The following is a 15,987-nucleotide window of genomic DNA, read 5'->3' on the forward strand; positions in this document are numbered from 1 at the left end:
ATGACGAGGGGGCGGACTTGACCGATGCGGTGACGATCTCGGCCCGGAATGTCGTCAAGGCATTCGGGCAAGGCAGCGGTGCAGTCCGGGCACTGGACGATGTGTCGGTGGACATCCGGCGGGGGGAGTTCTTCACTCTGCTTGGCCCATCGGGCTGCGGCAAGACCACGCTTCTGCGCCTGATCGCCGGGTTCGAGATGCCGACCGAAGGCACTATCCTTCTGGATGGCGCTGACATCACCACTCTGCCGCCGAACCGCCGGCCGGTGAACACGGTGTTCCAGTCCTACGCGCTCTTTCCCCACCTGACGGTGGCGCAGAACATCGCGTTCGGGCTTGAAATGCTTGGAAAACCCGCGTCCGAGGTCAAGGCGCGGACCGCCGCGATGCTGGCCCTGGTCAAGCTGGAGGCGATGGCGGGCCGCAAGACCGGCCAGCTGTCGGGCGGCCAGCAGCAAAGGGTGGCGCTGGCCCGGGCGCTGGCCCCGCAGCCGAAGGTGCTGCTTCTGGACGAACCCCTTAGCGCGCTGGACCTGAAGCTGCGCAAGGAGATGCAGATCGAGCTGAAGCGCCTGCAGCTGGAAACCGGGATCACCTTCATCTTCGTGACCCACGACCAGGAAGAGGCCCTGACGATGTCCGACCGCATCGCGGTGATGAGCGCGGGCCAGATCCAGCAGGTCGGCACCGCCAAGGACATCTACATCCACCCCAAGAACCGCTTTGTCGCCAGTTTCATCGGCGAGACGAACTTTCTGACCGGCACCGCCGAGGACGCGACCCTGCGCCTGCCCACTGGCGAGAGGATCGACGTGCCGGGCCTGCGGGCAGGCGGTCAGGCCACCGTCAGCATCCGCCCCGAACAGCTGCGCCTTGGCCGGGCCGAGGACGGCGGCTTGCAGGCGCGGGTCAGGACATTGGTCTATTTCGGCACCGACACGCATTGCCACATGGCCCTGGCTGACGGAACAGAACTGGTCGCGCGCCTGCAAAACCCGGTTTCGGGCGAGGCGGGCATGGCCGAAGGCCAGGAGGTCGGCGTCACCTTCGCCCAGGGCGCCGTCCAGCGGGTGGAGGACTGATGAGCCCCGCCGAAGACAACGCCGTAAGAACCTCGGCCCGCAACGGCTGGCTTCTGTCGCTGCCGGCGCTGGTGGTGCTGGCCTTCGCCGCCTCGGGTCCCCTGCTGATCGTGGTGTGGTATTCCTTCCTGACGGCGAACGACACCGGGAACGTGATCCACGAATTCTCGCTGGACGGGTGGAAGGGCATCCTTTTCACCTACGACATCTTCGAGGAACGCTATGCGCTGGCCGATGCGCATCTGACGATCTTCTGGCGGTCGGTCTGGCTGTCCCTGACCACCACGGCGCTGACCTTTGCCATTGGTTTCCCCACGGCCTGGTTCATCGCGACAAGGCCGCAACAACAGCGCGCGCTGTGGCTTTTCCTGATCACCATTCCGTTCTGGACCAACCTGCTGATCCGCACATTTGCGATCAACGAGGTGATCCGCAACGAGGGGCTTCTGAACACGCTCTTGATCTGGGCCGGGGCCATCGAGACGCCCCTGCAGATCAACTACACCGAGACCGCCGTCCTGATCGGCATGACCTATGTCTACCTGCCGCTCATGGTCCTGCCGCTTTACGCCACCATCGAACGCTTCGACATGCGGCTGCTGGAGGCCTCCTACGACCTTTATGCCAGCCGCTGGCGCACCCTGCGCCGGGTGATCCTGCCCATCGTCAAGCCGGGGATCATCGCCGGGTCGATCCTGGTCTTCGTCCCCTCGCTGGGGGCCTATGTCACGCCGCGCATCCTGGGCGGTGGCAAGAACATGATGATCGGCAACTTCATCGAATTGCAGTTCCTGCAAGGCAAGAACTGGCCTTTGGGTGCGGCACTTTCGGTAGCGCTTCTGTTCATCGTCATGGCGGCGCTTCTGGTCTATGTCCGGGTCGCGAACCGCGACCGGGGGGCCGGACATGGCTGAGCGGGGGTTCCAGATCAGCCGCCTGCCCGGCTTTGCGACCATCGCCATCGCGGCTTTCGTGCTGCTTTATCTGCCGATCATCACTCTGGTGACGTTTTCCTTCAACGCGTCGAACTCGGTCGCGATCTGGGGCGGGTTTTCGCTGCACTGGTATGCCGATGCCTGGGCCAACGACGATGTGAAGGCTGCCACCATGCGGTCGCTGATCATCGGCGCCTCGGCCGCGGTCCTGTCCACGACGTTGGCGACGATGGCCGCCCTGGGGACAACGCGGCGCCGGGCCTTCAAAGGTCAGACCTTCATCTATGTGGTGATCAACCAACCCCTGATGGTGCCCGAGGTCGTGACAGCCGTCGCCCTTCTGATCTTCTTCGGGATCGTTAAGGTCGCTACTGGCTATCAGGGCCTGGGCTACCTGATCGTGGCGCATACCGCCTTCTGCATCCCCTTCGCCTACCTGCCGATCCGGGCACGGCTGGAAAGCATGGACCTGGCGCTGGAGACCGCCGCCGCCGACCTTTACGCGACACCCTGGCAGACCTTCCGGCGGGTGACGCTGCCCCTTCTTGCCCCCGGCATCATGGCCGGTGCGATGCTGGCCTTCGTCATCAGCCTGGATGACGTGGTGATTACCGAGTTCGTCAAGTCCGGCGGACAGGACACGCTGCCCACCTACATGCTGGGCCAGCTGCGCCGGTCCTTCACCCCCGAGGTCAACGCGATCTCGACCATGCTTCTGGGGCTGACAGTGGTCCTTCTGACCCTGTTCTTCCTTTTGACGCGCAAGAACGACTAACCAACTGGGAGACAAGAAAATGAGACATCTTCTGTCCGCAACCGCGATGCTTCTGGCCTCGGCCTCACTGGCCGGTGCCGAGGGCGTGCTGCAGCTTTACAACTGGGGCAACTACACCAGCCCCGAACTGCTGGAAAAGTTCGAGAAAGAGACCGGGATCAAGGTCACCGTCACCGACTATGACAGCAACGACGTGGCGCTGGCCAAGGTCGAGGCGGGCGGGTCCGGCTTCGACCTGGTGGTGCCCTCGGCCAGCTATGTGCCGATCTGGGTCGAAAAGGGCCTGGTCCAGGAGCTGGACCTGTCCAAGCTGTCGAACCACAAGAACATCGCCCCGGAATGGACCGATGTGGCCTGGGACCCGGGCCGCAAGTTCTCGATCCCGTGGCAGTGGGGCACGACCGGCATTGCGGTCAACACCAAGATCTATGGCGGCGACATCAACACCTCGGCCGTCTTCCTGGAGGTCCCGCCCGAGTTGGTCGGCAAGATCAACGTCGTGCCCGAGATGATCGACATCGTCTCGCTTGCCACGATGTATGTCGGCGGCGAGCCCTGCAGCGAAGACCCCGAGGTGATGAAGAAGACGCGCGACGTCCTTCTGGCCGCCAAGCCGAACTGGATCAGCATGGACTATGGTGCCACCGAGCGGCTGTCCAACGGCGACTGGGCCGCCAGCGTGAACTGGAACGGCTCGACCATGCGGGTGCGTCTGAACACCAACGGCGACGTGCAGTATGGCTATCCGAAGGAAGGCTACCCGATCTTCATGGACTCGGTGATGCTGCTGCAGGACGCACAGAACGTCGAAGAAGCCTACAAGTTCATGGACTTCATCATGGTCCCCGAGAACGCCGCGATGATCTCGGCCTTTGCGCGTTATGCCAACGGGATCGCCGGGTCCGAGGAGTTCATGCCCGAAGACATGAAGACCGCGTCCGAAGTGGTGGTCCCGGAAGAGCACAAGGCTGCGGGCAAGTTCCTGCCGACCTGCCGCGGCAAGGGGCTGGAGTACATGACCGCGGTCTGGACCGAGTTGCAGAAGAAAGGTCCAAGCACCAACCGTCCGGGGGTGTTGCACCCCCGGACCCCCGCAGGATAGTTGTGCAAAGATGAAAGACCTGCTGGAGGCATCGGCAACAGAGCTGTCTGCTGCGATCCACGCCCGAAAGGTCGCGCCGTCCGAGGTCATGGCCGCCTGGCTCGCTCAGGTTCAGGCGGTCAATCCTGCAGTGAATGCCATCGTTTCCCTGCGCGATCCCGAAGCCCTGATGACCGAGGCGCGGGCGCTGGACGACGTGACGCCGCAGGGCTGGCTGCATGGCATTCCCTTTGCCATCAAGGACCTGGTGGCGACAGCAGGGTTGCGGACCGCCTGGGGCTCGCCGCTCTTTGCCGACCATGTGCCAGTCAAGGATGACCTGGTGGCCGCGCGGTTGCGGACGGCCGGGGCAGTGATCGCGGCCAAGACCAACGTGCCGGAATGGGGCCAGGGGTCACATTCCTTCAACCCGGTGTTCGGGGTGACGCGAAACCCCTATGACCTGTCGCGCAGTGCCGGAGGCTCTTCCGGTGGGGCGGCGGCGGCGCTGGCGACGCGGATGGCCTGGGTGGCGGACGGCTCGGACATGATGGGGTCGTTGCGCAACCCCGCCGCCTTTTGCAACGTCTACGGCTTCAGACCCACTTGGGGTCTGGTCCCGCAGGATGCCGAGGGCGACAGCTATCTCTCGACCCTGTCCACGGAAGGCCCGATGGGCCGCACGATCGAGGATGTGGCACGGCTGCTGCTGGTGTTGGCGGGCGAAAACCCCGAAGTCCCCTTCCCCCGCGCGGTGCCGGACCTGCTGTCGGGTCTCGACCACGGTCTCAAGGGAATGCGGATCGGCTGGCTGGGGGACTGGGGCGGCGCCTATGCGATGGAGCCGGGTATTCTGGACCTGTGCCAGGCGGCCCTGCAGCAGATGGAGGCGATGGGCGCAGTCGTCGCCCCCCTGCCCCCGCCCTTCCCGGCGGAAAAGCTGTGGTCTTCCTGGGTCACCTTGCGGGCCATGCTGAATGCGGGTGGCAAGCGCGCCCTGGCGGAAGACCCGGCCAAGCGCGCCCTGACGAAGCCGGAAACGATCTGGGAGATCGAGCAGGGCCTGGGGTTGTCGGCGCAGGCCGTCTATGAGGCAAGCGTCATCCGCAGCCGCTGGCACGCCCATGCGGCGCGGTTGTTCGACCGCTATGACGCCGTAGTCCTGCCCTCGGCCCAAGTCTGGCCCTTCCCGGCCGACTGGCGCTGGCCGGAAGAGATCGCGGGTCGCAAGATGGACACCTATCACCGCTGGATGGAGGTGGTCATCCCCGCCAGTCTGATTGGCCTGCCCGCCTTGTCGGTTCCCGTAGGCTTCGGTCCGCAGGGGCTGCCGATGGGGATGCAGATCATCGGACGGTCCGGCGGCGACGCCAAGATCCTGGCGATCGGCCAGGCCTGGCACCGCGCGACGGAATGGCCGCAGCACCGCCCTCCGGCGCTGGCATCGGTTGCCTCGTCGCGCTAAGGCTTTGCACCAAAAGGGGAGGCTGGGCATGATCCTGGGGCATATCGGGGCGCGCAAGGGGTCGAAGGGCGTGCCGGGCAAGAACTTCCGCCCGCTGTGCGGCAAGCCGCTGATCGACTGGTCACTGGACCAGCTGTTCGCCAATCCGCGCGTCGGGGCGGTTGTCGTTTCGACCGATGACGCGGCGATCTACGACCACGCGGTGATGCGTGGCGCACTGGACATCGGCCTGCGTCCGGCCGAACTGGCAACCGACACCGCGCCGAAGTGGGGGGTCTGGCAACATGCTCTGGCCGCCAGCGAGGCTTTGGTCGGGCCGGTCGCCGCCTTCCTGGACCTTGACTGCACGTCGCCCCTGCGCCTTCCCGAAGACATCGACGGTGCCCTGACACTTTACGAAATCGAACATCCAGACATGGTCATGAGCGTCTGCGAGGCGCGAAAGAATCCATATTTCAACCTTGTGGAGCCTGATGCCACAGGCGCGCTTCATGTGTCGAAACCCCTGCCCGGCGGGGTCTGGGTAAGGCAGGATGCGCCCACGGTGTATGAGCATGTGGGCATGGTCTATGTCGTCCAGCCGGACTACCTGCGCCGCGCCAAGACCCTCTACGAGGGCCGGGTCATCCCTTATGTCCTGCCCGCCGAGCGCTGCCATGACATCGACACGCCCTATGACTTCCGGCTGGTCGAGTTCCTGCTGTCCGAGCAGCTGAAGGACGGCCTGATCAAGGCCTGAGCAAGGGCGCAATCGCGGCCAAAGTCCGCGCCGTGGACCCGGAATGGGCCGCCATGAAGGCGCTGATCGCCTGGGGCGACGGACCCGGCCAGCCCAGCACGTCCCTGACCAGCCGGTCTGCGGACGTCTGCTGGCAGACCCCGGCGGCTATCGCCTCTTCCGCCGGATATTCGATGGTCTGGATATACGGGCCGACAAGCACCGGCAGCTTCAGGGCCAAGGGCTCGATGATGTTGTGCGACCCCTTGGGCTGGAACCCTCCGCCCACCACGACGCGGTCGGCGAGGCCCAGGTAGAAGTACATTTCGCCCAGCGAATCCCCCAGCAGCACGTCCATCGGCGCCTGCGAGAGTGCGGTGAAACTCCCGTCCAGCCGCTGGCTGCGGCGCGCAAAAAGCATGCCCTTGTCGGTCATGGCCTTGGCCACTGCCCCGAAACGCTCGGGCGCGCGAGGGATGAAAAGGATGATCGGCGGCGTCCTGACGGACAGGATTTCCTGCGCCGCGGCCAGAAACAGCGCCTCCTCGGGTTCGGTGACCGAGGCGAAGGCAATCACCTGGCGCGGGCCAAGGCTGGGACGGAGGGCCTTGGCAGCGGCAAGATGCGCGGCGGGGATCGGTTGGTCAAAGCGCAGCTCGCCCGTCACCGTGATGTTCTGCACCCCGACCGAGGCAAAACGCTGCGCCTGGAGGTCCGACTTGACAAAGGCCCCGGCAAAGCCCCGCATCAGGGCGGGACGGATGCCGAAGCGGGCGTCGCGCGCCATCGAATCCGTCGGATACTGGGCATTGCACATGTAAAGCGGCACCCCCGCAGCGCGCGAGGCAAAGATCATCCGCGGCCAGATCTCGATCTCCATCACCAGCCCCAACTTTGGGCGGAAGGCTTTGAAGAACGACCTGTAAGCCCATAAAGTTTCAAAAGGAACCCAGACGGCAGCAAGCCGCCCCGCAGCGATGTCGGCAGCAAAGACCTTGCACGCCTCGCGTCGTCCGGCGGGGGTGAAATGGGTGGTAACGACCTTTTCGCCCTGGTCCAGAAGCGCCCGGATCATCGGCACGGCCGAACGCACCTCGCCCAGCGACACGGCATGGACCCAGACCGCGCCGGGCAGGCCTTGCGGATAGCGGCCAAAGCGTTCGCCCAGGTGACGGGTATAGTCCGGGTCCTTGAGACCCCGGCGCCAAAGATAGACCAGCACCAAGGGCAAACCCAGGTGCCAAAGCGCCGACCAGAGGCGCAGGAAGACCCATAGCCTCATGCAAGCCCCCCAAGCGCCAGCAGCTTGGCCGCCAGCGGGGCCAAGGAACCCCGAGCGTCCTCGGACAGCGCAGCAGCACGGGTGGCCATGCCGGAATGATCCTCGGCCAGCGCGGCGGCCAAGCTGTCCGGCATCACCAGACGGGCCGCAGCACGCTGGTGCAGGGCGGCGAAGTCGTCGGCGAAGTTGGCGGTGCGCGGCCCATGCAGGATGGCCGAACCCCGGGCGGCGGGCTCCCTCGGGTTGTGGCCCTCGGTCGGACCGAAGGTGCCACCGACGATCGTGACCGGACAAAGCCGGTACCAAAGCCCCATCTCGCCCAGGGTGTCCGTGATCCAGACATCGGCCACCGGCCCCTGCCCCGCAGACCGCCTGGTAGCCGTCATCCCATGTTCGACCACACGCGCTGCGATCTCGGCGCCACGGGATGGATCACGGGGTGCGATGATCAGAAGCGGCCGATGCCGAAGCGCGCGGAAGGCCGAAAGCGTCACAAACTCGTCCTCATGGTGCGACGAGGCCAGAAGGACCGGCCTTTGCCCGACAAGCGCCTCGCGCGCCTGGGCCAGTGCTTGCGGGTCGGCGGTCAGGGGCGGGGCCGCGGCCTTCAGCGAAGCCTGGACCAATGCACCTTTCGCACCAAGGGCTTGCAGGTGGCGGACAGTCGCATCGTCCTGCGCCGAGATCAGCCGGAAGCGAGCGAAAAGGTCGGCATAAAGTCCGGCCCAGCGGCGGCGGCGGGCATAGGCCTCGGCGTTCATCCGGGCGTTCACCAGGGCCAGGGGAATCCCCCGCGCATCCGCCGCATGGACGGCTCCGGGCCAAAGGTCCTGTTCGGCCCAGACCGACAGGTCCGGCCGCCAGTGGTCAAGGAACCGCGCCACATAGCCGGGCGCGTCCAGCGGCAGGAACTGGTGGCGCGTGCGGGGCGGCAGGTTCCGACCCAGCACCTCGGCCGAGCCGCGGGTGGTCGAGGTCACCAGGAAGCTCGCATCCGACTGCCCCGCCATCGCCGCGATCAACCCGCGCAGCGCCAGGACCTCGCCCAGACCCACGGCATGCAGCCAGATCAGCGGACCGTCCGGCCTTGGAAGTGACGGCTCTCCCAGCTTTTCGCGCCAGCGGTCGGGAAGCTCCTTGCCCTTCGCCAGCCTGCGGCCCAGAAGCCGTGGCGCCGCCAGCGGGATCAGACGCGACAGCGCCAGATAGATCGCAAGCGAAGGACCCGGCCTAGTCACGGAAGACCTTCTGCAGGCTCAGGCTCCAGAACTCTGGCCGGGCCAGCACGTCGACGAACCGCTCGGCCGCGCCGCCTTGGCCAAAGCCCTCGTGCGGGGTCGACTGGCGGCCCCACTGCGTTGCCAGGAACCCAAGGATCGCCGCCCGGTCTGCCGCCTCGCAGGCCGTGACCGACGGCGCATCGGACCGGTTCGACTGCCGCGTCCCGATGTCCAGCGAGGGCAGGCCCAGGAAAGGTGCCTCGCGCACCCCGGCGCTGGAGTTGCCGACCATGCAGGCCGCGTTCTTCATCAACTCGCTGAAGTGGGCAAACCGCATCGAGGGCAGCACGCGGAACCGGGATTTCGGCAGCCGATCAAGGACTTGGAAGATGGCCTTCGAGCCCGGATCATTGTTCGGCGCGATCACGACGAAGCTGCGGCCCGAGGCGTCCAGCGCCCCGAACAGATCCGCCGCCTGCTGGCCGATGCTGTCCTGCTCGCTGGTGACGGGGTGGAAGGTGACGATGCCGTAGTCCGGAAAGGAAATCTCGTATCGGGTGCGCACCTCGTCCAGGGTGACGCCCGAGGGGCGGGCATGGAAGTCCAGCTCGGGCGATCCGATGGGGTGGATCGTTTCCTCCGGCTCGCCCAGCGCGCGGACCCGGCGACCTGCGGCGTCGGACGACACGAAGTGGTGGGTGCACAGCTTGGTGTTGCAGTGGCGGAAGACCTCGTCGATGGTCCCCGAGACCTCGCCGCCCTCGACATGGGCCGAACGGACATAGTTCGTGGCCGCCACCAGCGCCCCCGCCAGCGCCTCGATCCGGTCGCCGTGCAGGACGATCAGGTCGGGCTTCACCGCAGTCACGTAGGCAGAGAACCCGGTGACCGTCCTGGCCAGGACCAGATCCTGCGGATCGCCCTCGGCCTGATTGACGAACTCTTCCACCCCCACCCCCGGCATCCGCCGCACTTCGTTCCGGGTCAGGCCATAGCGGTCCATCATGTGCATGCCGGTGACGAAGAAGGTCACCCGATGCCCCGCATCGCGCGCGGCCGCCGCAAGGGGTTCCAGCTTGCCGAAATCGGCCCGGGTGCCGGTAAGAAAGAGGAGGTGGCGGGTCATGGGCGGCTGGAGCGAGAATAAATCTCGACTGTTCCACCAGGGCTGGGCTCTTGGCGGTGGAGACCCTGAGCGGACATGCCGTCATGGATGGACTGGATCTGAGTGGGCGTCAGACGGTCGGGATGAAGTTCCACCACCGCCGCGCGCAGAGACGAAGGGGGAAGGGCTGGCAACAGTTCAACTTCAGCCCCTTCGATGTCGCAGATCAGGACGTCAGGGCGGAAGTCGGCAAGAACGGCAAAGAGAGATGCAGCGGGGACTTCGACAGTTCCCTGCGGATTGCGGCCTTCTGCGCCGAGCAGCGAGCTTTCGGCAAACGAGCCGGCAAGATGGAGATGGCGGGGATGGGGATCTTCTTCCGCGACCAGAATGGCATTCACCAGATCCACTGAGTCGATCATGTTAGACGCCAGAAATGCCCGAGTATCCTGGATGAGCACCGGGTTCGCCTCATACGAACGGACCTTGCCCGTAGGCCCGGCCGCACGAGCCGCAAACGCGCTGATTATGCCAAGACCGGCTCCCAGTTCCAGCACTCGGTCGCCGGGGCGGACAGTCCGCGATATTCCAGTAATCTCTGGAAGCTCATACAGGCCCTCGGATATCAAGAACAGTATCTCGTCATTCATCCCCGTTCGGCGCGTCGGAACGATTAGGTCAAAACTAGATATGGAGCTGCCCTTAATTCGGTAGCGCCAAATCAAATTCTTGAAGAATCTTCGCATACCCATTTCACTGCTCTGCCTTTGATGCTTCGTGTGGATTTGTCTTCCAGTCAGAAGGAGGCTGCCAAGACCTGACTGCCGCGATGATTTCGTGCCGCACCACGCTGTCGATAGGTGAGATCATGCCTCTCTCTTCCAGGTCCAGAAGCTTTTTACGCGCAAGATGAAATCGCAAGTCCCTCGCTTTCTTCGCAAACCCCATCCCGCCGTAGACCAGCGCTGGCATGATGAAAGTGGCGGAGATCAGGAAGGACCGGGAGTTCGAAAGTGCGCGTTCGACCCAATCCAAAAAGGTCTCGCGCCAGCGCTCACGCTGAGCAAGCGCCCTTCTAACATCAGAGGCGTCCTTTTGGCTGCCCTTGAAGGTGTCGATGGTGTGGTCCAGTACGGTGCGAACATGCACTTCGTCTAACCCGCGTAAAGTGGACAGGAGCCACTCTCGGCTCATCAGGGTCGCAACATCTCGACATGAACGCAGCGCCATTTGGGTAAAGCCCTTTTCGCCATATCCTATTGTCGTTGATCGAAAGTCAGACATTCGGTAATCAGTCCAGAATCGTCTAAACTCTTCTGAGTTAAAGAAGTCGCGAGATATCATTAGGAGATGTGACTCCACATGATCCTGATATCGGTCGGCTTCATCTTCAATCTTATAGATATGTCCCGCAAGATCTGCCCCGAGTGCTTCCATTCGAGCGAGACTGTCATCGCTGCTGCGCAGCGGGAACCAGGTACTGTCGTTCATCAGAACCAGTCGCGACAGGCTGTGATTCAGGGACCAGAGGTAGCGGATGCCATCGCGATAGCCGCCGAAGTCATAGCCGACATTTGGCCGTTCCAGAACCAGAGACGCCCTTTCAGCAAGAGTCGCGCGGTCCTCCAGCCTAAGCTGTCCGTTTGATACGACTAAGACCGAAAAGCCGTTCTGCCGCAGATGATCAACTGTAAAGTGCACAGAAGCCGGGACCCCACGGGGCTGAAAAACAACGAACACAGCAACACGATCAGTCAGCGGAAATGCACCTTTGGTGAGTCGCTGGCGCTTAAGTGCCGTTCGGTCATATACAATTTTCCTGACCGGCTCATATATCCAGCGCGCAGTTGCAAGCCCAACCTTGACACAGACGCGCAAAATCTCACGTCGGATTTTCCACGCTGGTGGAAATGGCATTTCTCAAACTCCCGGCGATCGATGCGCAATCCATTGCGGTGTCTGCTTTATGGCATGTTTCTGCCGCTCGAAGAGTTCAGCCATCACCTGACCTGAAAGCTTGGGTACCACCCCATCCTGAATTGCGCGCAGAACAAGTTGTTGCCAGTCTACGGTGATTTGCTCGCGGCTTTTCTTCAAGAACGGATAGCCCATCGTCCGGATGCTCGCGATTGGAAAATGAGTGTGCCAGTTACGCTTGCCGTCCAGCACAGCGTCAATATGTGCCAGCACCCTGAGCCGCCAGTCCGCCGCAGGACTGGCGGTCAACAGACGCGTCCGCTCATCGGCCAGCGCGCCGGGAACAGGGGCGGCGTAGGCGATGGCAAGACGCAGTTCCTCGTCCGAAACCTCAGCCATCCGGGCCAGGAAATCCGGATTGTCGCCGAGTGCTCCGATACGCAAGCCTCCGGCAGCTAACGCGACGGTGAAGTCGCGCTCTCCCTGGCGGATGACTCCAAACTTGCTGTCAACAAGAAGGTAATGCGTCCAGAATTCGCGGAAAGCAGAAGAGGTAAGCGCCGGACGCCGCAGCTGGAAGAAGTAGGATTCAAGCCAGTATTTGGCCTTCTTTGAGCGCAGAACCGTGCCGGCAACATCGACTTCCATCTGCCTCAGTCTATCCAGGAAGGCTGGGAAGGCCTCTGCGATGACCCAGGCGCTGTCGTTCAGGATGAGAAGTTCCTCCGGCTCCACCCCCTCATCCCAAAGGTGCATCACCGCCTCGCGGTAGCCTCCGAAGTCATAGCCCAGGTTGGGTCGCTCCAACAGCCGCCAGACATGCGGTACCAACTTTGCCCGTGCCGGGGCCATGAGAGTGCCATTCGACACGACGAGGACCGAATATCCAAGCTCGGTCAGCAGATCGCAGGTTTCAAGGATGGAACCGGGAATATCAACGGGCTGAAAGATCAGCAGGGCTGCGACGCGCGGACCAAGAGAGCGGGGACCATCATGTCGCTGCACCAGCTTCGGTCGGTCGCGGTCGTAATTGCGGGTACGGCTGCGGGCATGGAGCAGCTCTGCATACCAGCTTAATTGCTGCCGGAGACGCAGAAGCTCCCGCTTGACCTTCCAGCCGGGGATCACGCGAGGTCGCTCCACTTCAGCTGGGTGTTGCGGGTGACCGCGCGGGTCAGGCGTTTGCCCACCACCTTGTCGAAATCATAGGCCGCGATCTCTCCACTGCCGGGGCGGCGGGCCCAGATGTCGGGTTCGGTGATCAGGTGACCGGCGGGCAGGTCCTTGTCGGCCACCACGGAACCGCGGGCGAAGCGGTAGACGTCTTCCTCGGGCGCTGACCGCTGTTTGGGGTTGTTGGCGGCGACCCAGATTTCCTTCGACCGGTCGATCAGGAAGCGCAGCTCGGCCGGGTCCATCGAGTTGATGATGTCCGGCCCCTTGCGGTAGCGGGTGTCGGTATAGTGCCGCTCCAGGATGCAGGCCCCCAAGGCGACGCTGGCCAGGGCCATCTCGGGGCCGATGGAGTGGTCGGAAAAGCCGACGACCGCTTTCGGGAACGCGGTCTTCAGCTCGGTCACACCGCGAAGGCTGACGATCTCGGCCGGGCTGGGGTAAAGGTTGGTGCATTCCAGAAGCGCATAGTCCACGCCCGCCTTGTCCAGAATGTCGACCGAGGCCCGGATGGTTTCGATGGTCTGCATCCCCGTCGACAGGATCACCGGCTTGCCCTTCCGCGCGATGTGGCGGATCAGCGGCAGGTTGTCGGCCTCGCCGGAGCCGATCTTGTAGGCGGGCACGTCCTGCGTTTCCAGCCAGTCGGCGGCCGCGCGGCTGAAGGGCGTCGAGATCCAGATCAGCCCCAGGCTTTCGGTGTAGCGTTTCAGCTCGGCCTCTTCGTCAAGGCTGAGGGCGCAGCGTTCCATCACGTGCCAGATCGACACATCGGCATTCGGCGGGAAGATCGACTTCGCCTCTTCGGTCATTTCGTCTTCGATGATGTGGGTCTGGTGCTTGATCATCTCGCAACCCGCCCCGGCGGCAAGGCGCACCATCTCTTTGGCCACGGACAGGTCGCCGCCGTGATTGATGCCGATCTCGGCGATCACGAGGGGCGGGTGGTTCGGGCCGATCTCGCGGTGGGCGATCTTCATGGGTGTCTCCCTGGTTGCGGCCCGTGGTGCGTCAGGTCGCATCGCCTGTCAAGCCAGGGGGTAGCGCGTCAGCACCTCGTAGTGCGATCCCTTGCCGGTCAGGTGACTGCGCCAGAGCGTCAGTTCAGTGATCTCCCACGGGTCGGTGCGAAACCCCTGCCCCATCGCTATCGCCCGCTCCAGCCGCATCGCGTCGGGCGGGGGCGGGGGCTGGAAGCGGCCAAGCGTGACGTGGGGGACGAACTTCCGCGCGTCGAGGGGGCAACCGGCGCGGCGGGCGATGGTCTCGACCTTGGCCTGCAGATGCATCAGTTCGGGTGACGGCACCACACCGGCCCAGGCCACGCGGGGTTTGTCCTTGCCAAACAGGCCCAGGCCCTGCAGCGCCAGGGAAAAGCGAGGTTCGCGCAGGGCCCCGAACCCCTCATGCGCGGCGTCGAGCACCAGTTCGGAACAGTCGCCGAGGAAGACCAGCGTCAGGTGCAGGTTCTCTGGCTCGACCTTGCGCGGCATCGGCAGGAGGAACTGCTGGACCTGAAGCGCGCCCCGGACTGCAGGCGGCAGGTCGATGCCCAGAAAGGCCCGGATCATCTGTGCGCCAGCACGGCCAGCCGGTCGCGGATTTCCTCTCGCACCAGGCCTTCGCGGGGGGCGTCCAAGAGCGTGGTCAGCATCTGGGGCGCCGGGTCGGGACGCCCGCCCCCACCCCAGCCAAGGACTGCAAGCACCGTCTGGGCGTGATCCGGCAAGCTCTCCGGAAGGTCGCGCCCCGAAACCAGCCCCCAGATCGCCGTCCAAAGCCTCCCGACCGACCAGGGGTTGTAGCCGCCCCCGCCCAGAACCAGCACGCGGGGGGCCAGCGGCAGAAGCGCGCGGAGCGCCTCCAGATAGGCGCGGTTCGACAGGGCCAGGCGCGACAACGGGTCCTCCAGCAGGCTGTCCGCGCCGCATTGCACGACAAGCGCCTGCGGACGGAATTCCGCGATGCGCGGCAGGATCAGGTCATGCAGCACAGCCCGCGCCTCGCTGTCATTGTATCCTCTGGGGACCGGCAGGTTGAACGCGCTTGCCCCGGCGGTATCGGTCAGAAGCCCGGTAAAGGGCCAGCGGCCTTCCTCATGAACCGAGATCATCCGTACCCCTGGATCCCCCGCAAAGGCCAGTTCCACCCCGTCCGAGTGATGCGCATCAAGGTCGACATAGCCGATCCGCGTCAGCCCGGCCCGCTGCATGACCTTGATCCCCAGGACCACGTCGTTGAGATAGCAAAACCCGTTCGCCCGCCCCGGCAGTCCATGATGCGTGCCGCCCCCGGGGACGTGAATCACCCCCGGCGTCGCGGCCACCAGCTCGGCCGCCAGCATCACGCCTCCGGCCCCGGTGGCGGGGCGGCGATAGACCTCGGGGAAGATCGGGTTCGACAGCGTGCCAAGGTGGAAGCGCGTGCGCATGTCCTCGGTCGCTTCGCCCATCGCCTCGGCGGCCTGCAACGCAGCAATATAAGCGGGCTCGTGCCATAGGCTTAGCGCTGCGGGCTTGGCGCGGGGGCTGGTGCGGAAACGGTCCTGCGGCAGCCATCCCAAGGCGCGGGCCAGGTCCATCACGGTTGACACCCTTGGCACCCGCAAGGGATGGCGCGCGCCATAGGACGAGCCACGATAGATGTCCGACCCGATGAAAAGGGGCGGCGCCACGGACCCGGCAGAGACGGGCGGTGGCCCTGCGATCATTCCAGCATCGCCTCGATCCGCCCAAGGATCTGCGGCCCCTCGGGCTTGACCGGCGCGCCGAAGGTGCCTGCGATGCTGCCATCCGGCGCGATCAGCACCTTGTTGAAATTCCAGCCGGGAACAAAGCCCGTCTGGTCCCGCACCCAGGCGTAGAACGGGTGCGCCTCGCCCCCCGTCACGGCGGTGATCTCGGTCATCGGCAGCGTCAGGTCGAAGGTCATGGCGCAGTATTCCTTGACCGCCGCCTCGTCGGCAAGTTCCTGGTCGAAGTCGTTCGAGGGGACGGCAAGGATCAGCACCTTGCCCTCAAGCCGGTCATGCAGGTCCTGCAGCGCGTCGAACTGGCCTGCGAAGCCGCACAGCGACGCGGTGTTGACCACCAGGACCGGCTTGCCGCGCCAGTCGTCCAGGGCAATCTCGCCCCCGTCGATCGAGGTGAAGCGGAAACCCTCGGCCGCCAGGGCCTGATTGGCCACCACCGCAAGCACACCCGCCATCAGATACCGCATCACCGCACCCCCGCT

General features: G+C 64.5%; 16 protein-coding genes. 6 read left to right on the top strand and 10 right to left on the bottom strand.

From position 1 onward, the window contains the following. The first annotated feature begins 17 nt into the window (after nt 1-17). The 6 genes from U1E69_RS21465 to U1E69_RS21490 are packed head-to-tail and all read left to right on the top strand — an operon-like array spanning nt 18 to nt 6,077. Nucleotides 18-1,082 (top strand): ABC transporter ATP-binding protein, encoded by a 1,065-nt coding sequence (locus U1E69_RS21465; RefSeq protein ID WP_322246501.1) that lies wholly within the window; start codon nt 18-20, stop codon nt 1,080-1,082. Further along, a complete protein-coding gene (locus tag U1E69_RS21470) occupies nt 1,082-1,996 on the top strand; it encodes an ABC transporter permease (RefSeq protein ID WP_322246503.1) in 915 nt (304 codons plus the stop codon). The genes U1E69_RS21465 and U1E69_RS21470 overlap by 1 nt, the downstream gene beginning before the upstream one ends. Further along, entirely contained in the window at nt 1,989-2,792 is an 804-nt protein-coding gene (locus U1E69_RS21475; protein ID WP_322246505.1) for an ABC transporter permease, read from the top strand. The genes U1E69_RS21470 and U1E69_RS21475 overlap by 8 nt, the downstream gene beginning before the upstream one ends. Nucleotides 2,793-2,811: 19 nt before the next feature. Then, nucleotides 2,812-3,894: an extracellular solute-binding protein gene (locus tag U1E69_RS21480; RefSeq protein ID WP_322246507.1), complete on the top strand. Its 1,083-nt coding sequence runs from the start codon at nt 2,812-2,814 to the stop codon at nt 3,892-3,894. Between the two features lie 10 nt (nt 3,895-3,904). Continuing rightward, a complete protein-coding gene (locus tag U1E69_RS21485; RefSeq protein ID WP_322246509.1) occupies nt 3,905-5,338 on the top strand; it encodes an amidase in 1,434 nt (477 codons plus the stop codon). A gap of 28 nt (nt 5,339-5,366) precedes the next feature. After that, nucleotides 5,367-6,077 (top strand): acylneuraminate cytidylyltransferase family protein, encoded by a 711-nt coding sequence (locus U1E69_RS21490; RefSeq protein WP_322246511.1) that lies wholly within the window; start codon nt 5,367-5,369, stop codon nt 6,075-6,077. On the opposite strand, the gene U1E69_RS21495 is transcribed toward U1E69_RS21490, so the two are convergent. The 10 genes from U1E69_RS21495 to U1E69_RS21540 form a co-directional block, all read right to left on the bottom strand. Beyond that, nucleotides 6,067-7,338: a 3-deoxy-D-manno-octulosonic acid transferase gene (locus tag U1E69_RS21495; RefSeq protein ID WP_322246513.1), complete on the bottom strand. Its 1,272-nt coding sequence runs from the start codon at nt 7,336-7,338 to the stop codon at nt 6,067-6,069. The two genes, U1E69_RS21490 and U1E69_RS21495, sit on opposite strands and share 11 nt — an antisense overlap. After that, nucleotides 7,335-8,576 (bottom strand): 3-deoxy-D-manno-octulosonic acid transferase, encoded by a 1,242-nt coding sequence (locus U1E69_RS21500; protein ID WP_322246515.1) that lies wholly within the window; start codon nt 8,574-8,576, stop codon nt 7,335-7,337. The genes U1E69_RS21495 and U1E69_RS21500 overlap by 4 nt, the downstream gene beginning before the upstream one ends. Continuing rightward, nucleotides 8,569-9,684, bottom strand: a complete 1,116-nt coding sequence (gene neuC, locus U1E69_RS21505; protein ID WP_322246516.1) for a UDP-N-acetylglucosamine 2-epimerase — start codon at nt 9,682-9,684, stop codon at nt 8,569-8,571. The genes U1E69_RS21500 and neuC overlap by 8 nt, the downstream gene beginning before the upstream one ends. Next, nucleotides 9,681-10,313 carry an FkbM family methyltransferase gene (locus U1E69_RS21510; RefSeq protein WP_322246518.1) on the bottom strand — a complete coding sequence of 211 codons (633 nt, stop codon included), beginning with the start codon at nt 10,311-10,313 and terminating at the stop codon, nt 9,681-9,683. The genes neuC and U1E69_RS21510 overlap by 4 nt, the downstream gene beginning before the upstream one ends. Before the next feature lie 103 nt (nt 10,314-10,416). Beyond that, complete coding sequence (locus tag U1E69_RS21515; RefSeq protein ID WP_322246519.1) at nt 10,417-11,580, bottom strand: rhamnan synthesis F family protein; 1,164 nt, start codon at nt 11,578-11,580, stop codon at nt 10,417-10,419. A 3-nt stretch (nt 11,581-11,583) separates the two neighbouring features. Continuing rightward, complete coding sequence (locus U1E69_RS21520; protein WP_322246521.1) at nt 11,584-12,708, bottom strand: rhamnan synthesis F family protein; 1,125 nt, start codon at nt 12,706-12,708, stop codon at nt 11,584-11,586. Then, nucleotides 12,705-13,733, bottom strand: a complete 1,029-nt coding sequence (locus tag U1E69_RS21525) for an N-acetylneuraminate synthase family protein (RefSeq protein ID WP_322246522.1) — start codon at nt 13,731-13,733, stop codon at nt 12,705-12,707. Before U1E69_RS21525 ends, U1E69_RS21520 begins: the two co-directional genes overlap by 4 nt. Nucleotides 13,734-13,781: 48 nt before the next feature. After that, nucleotides 13,782-14,324, bottom strand: a complete 543-nt coding sequence (thpR, locus tag U1E69_RS21530; RefSeq protein ID WP_322246524.1) for an RNA 2',3'-cyclic phosphodiesterase — start codon at nt 14,322-14,324, stop codon at nt 13,782-13,784. Further along, complete coding sequence (locus U1E69_RS21535; RefSeq protein WP_322246526.1) at nt 14,321-15,463, bottom strand: acetoin utilization protein AcuC; 1,143 nt, start codon at nt 15,461-15,463, stop codon at nt 14,321-14,323. Before U1E69_RS21535 ends, thpR begins: the two co-directional genes overlap by 4 nt. Next, on the bottom strand, nt 15,460-15,972 hold the full coding sequence (locus U1E69_RS21540; protein WP_322246528.1) for a glutathione peroxidase: 513 nt from the start codon (nt 15,970-15,972) through the stop codon (nt 15,460-15,462). The genes U1E69_RS21535 and U1E69_RS21540 overlap by 4 nt, the downstream gene beginning before the upstream one ends. Nucleotides 15,973-15,987 lie beyond the last annotated feature (15 nt).

The sequence above is a fragment of the Tabrizicola sp. genome (assembly GCF_034366665.1).
GTDB lineage: Bacteria > Pseudomonadota > Alphaproteobacteria > Rhodobacterales > Rhodobacteraceae > Tabrizicola.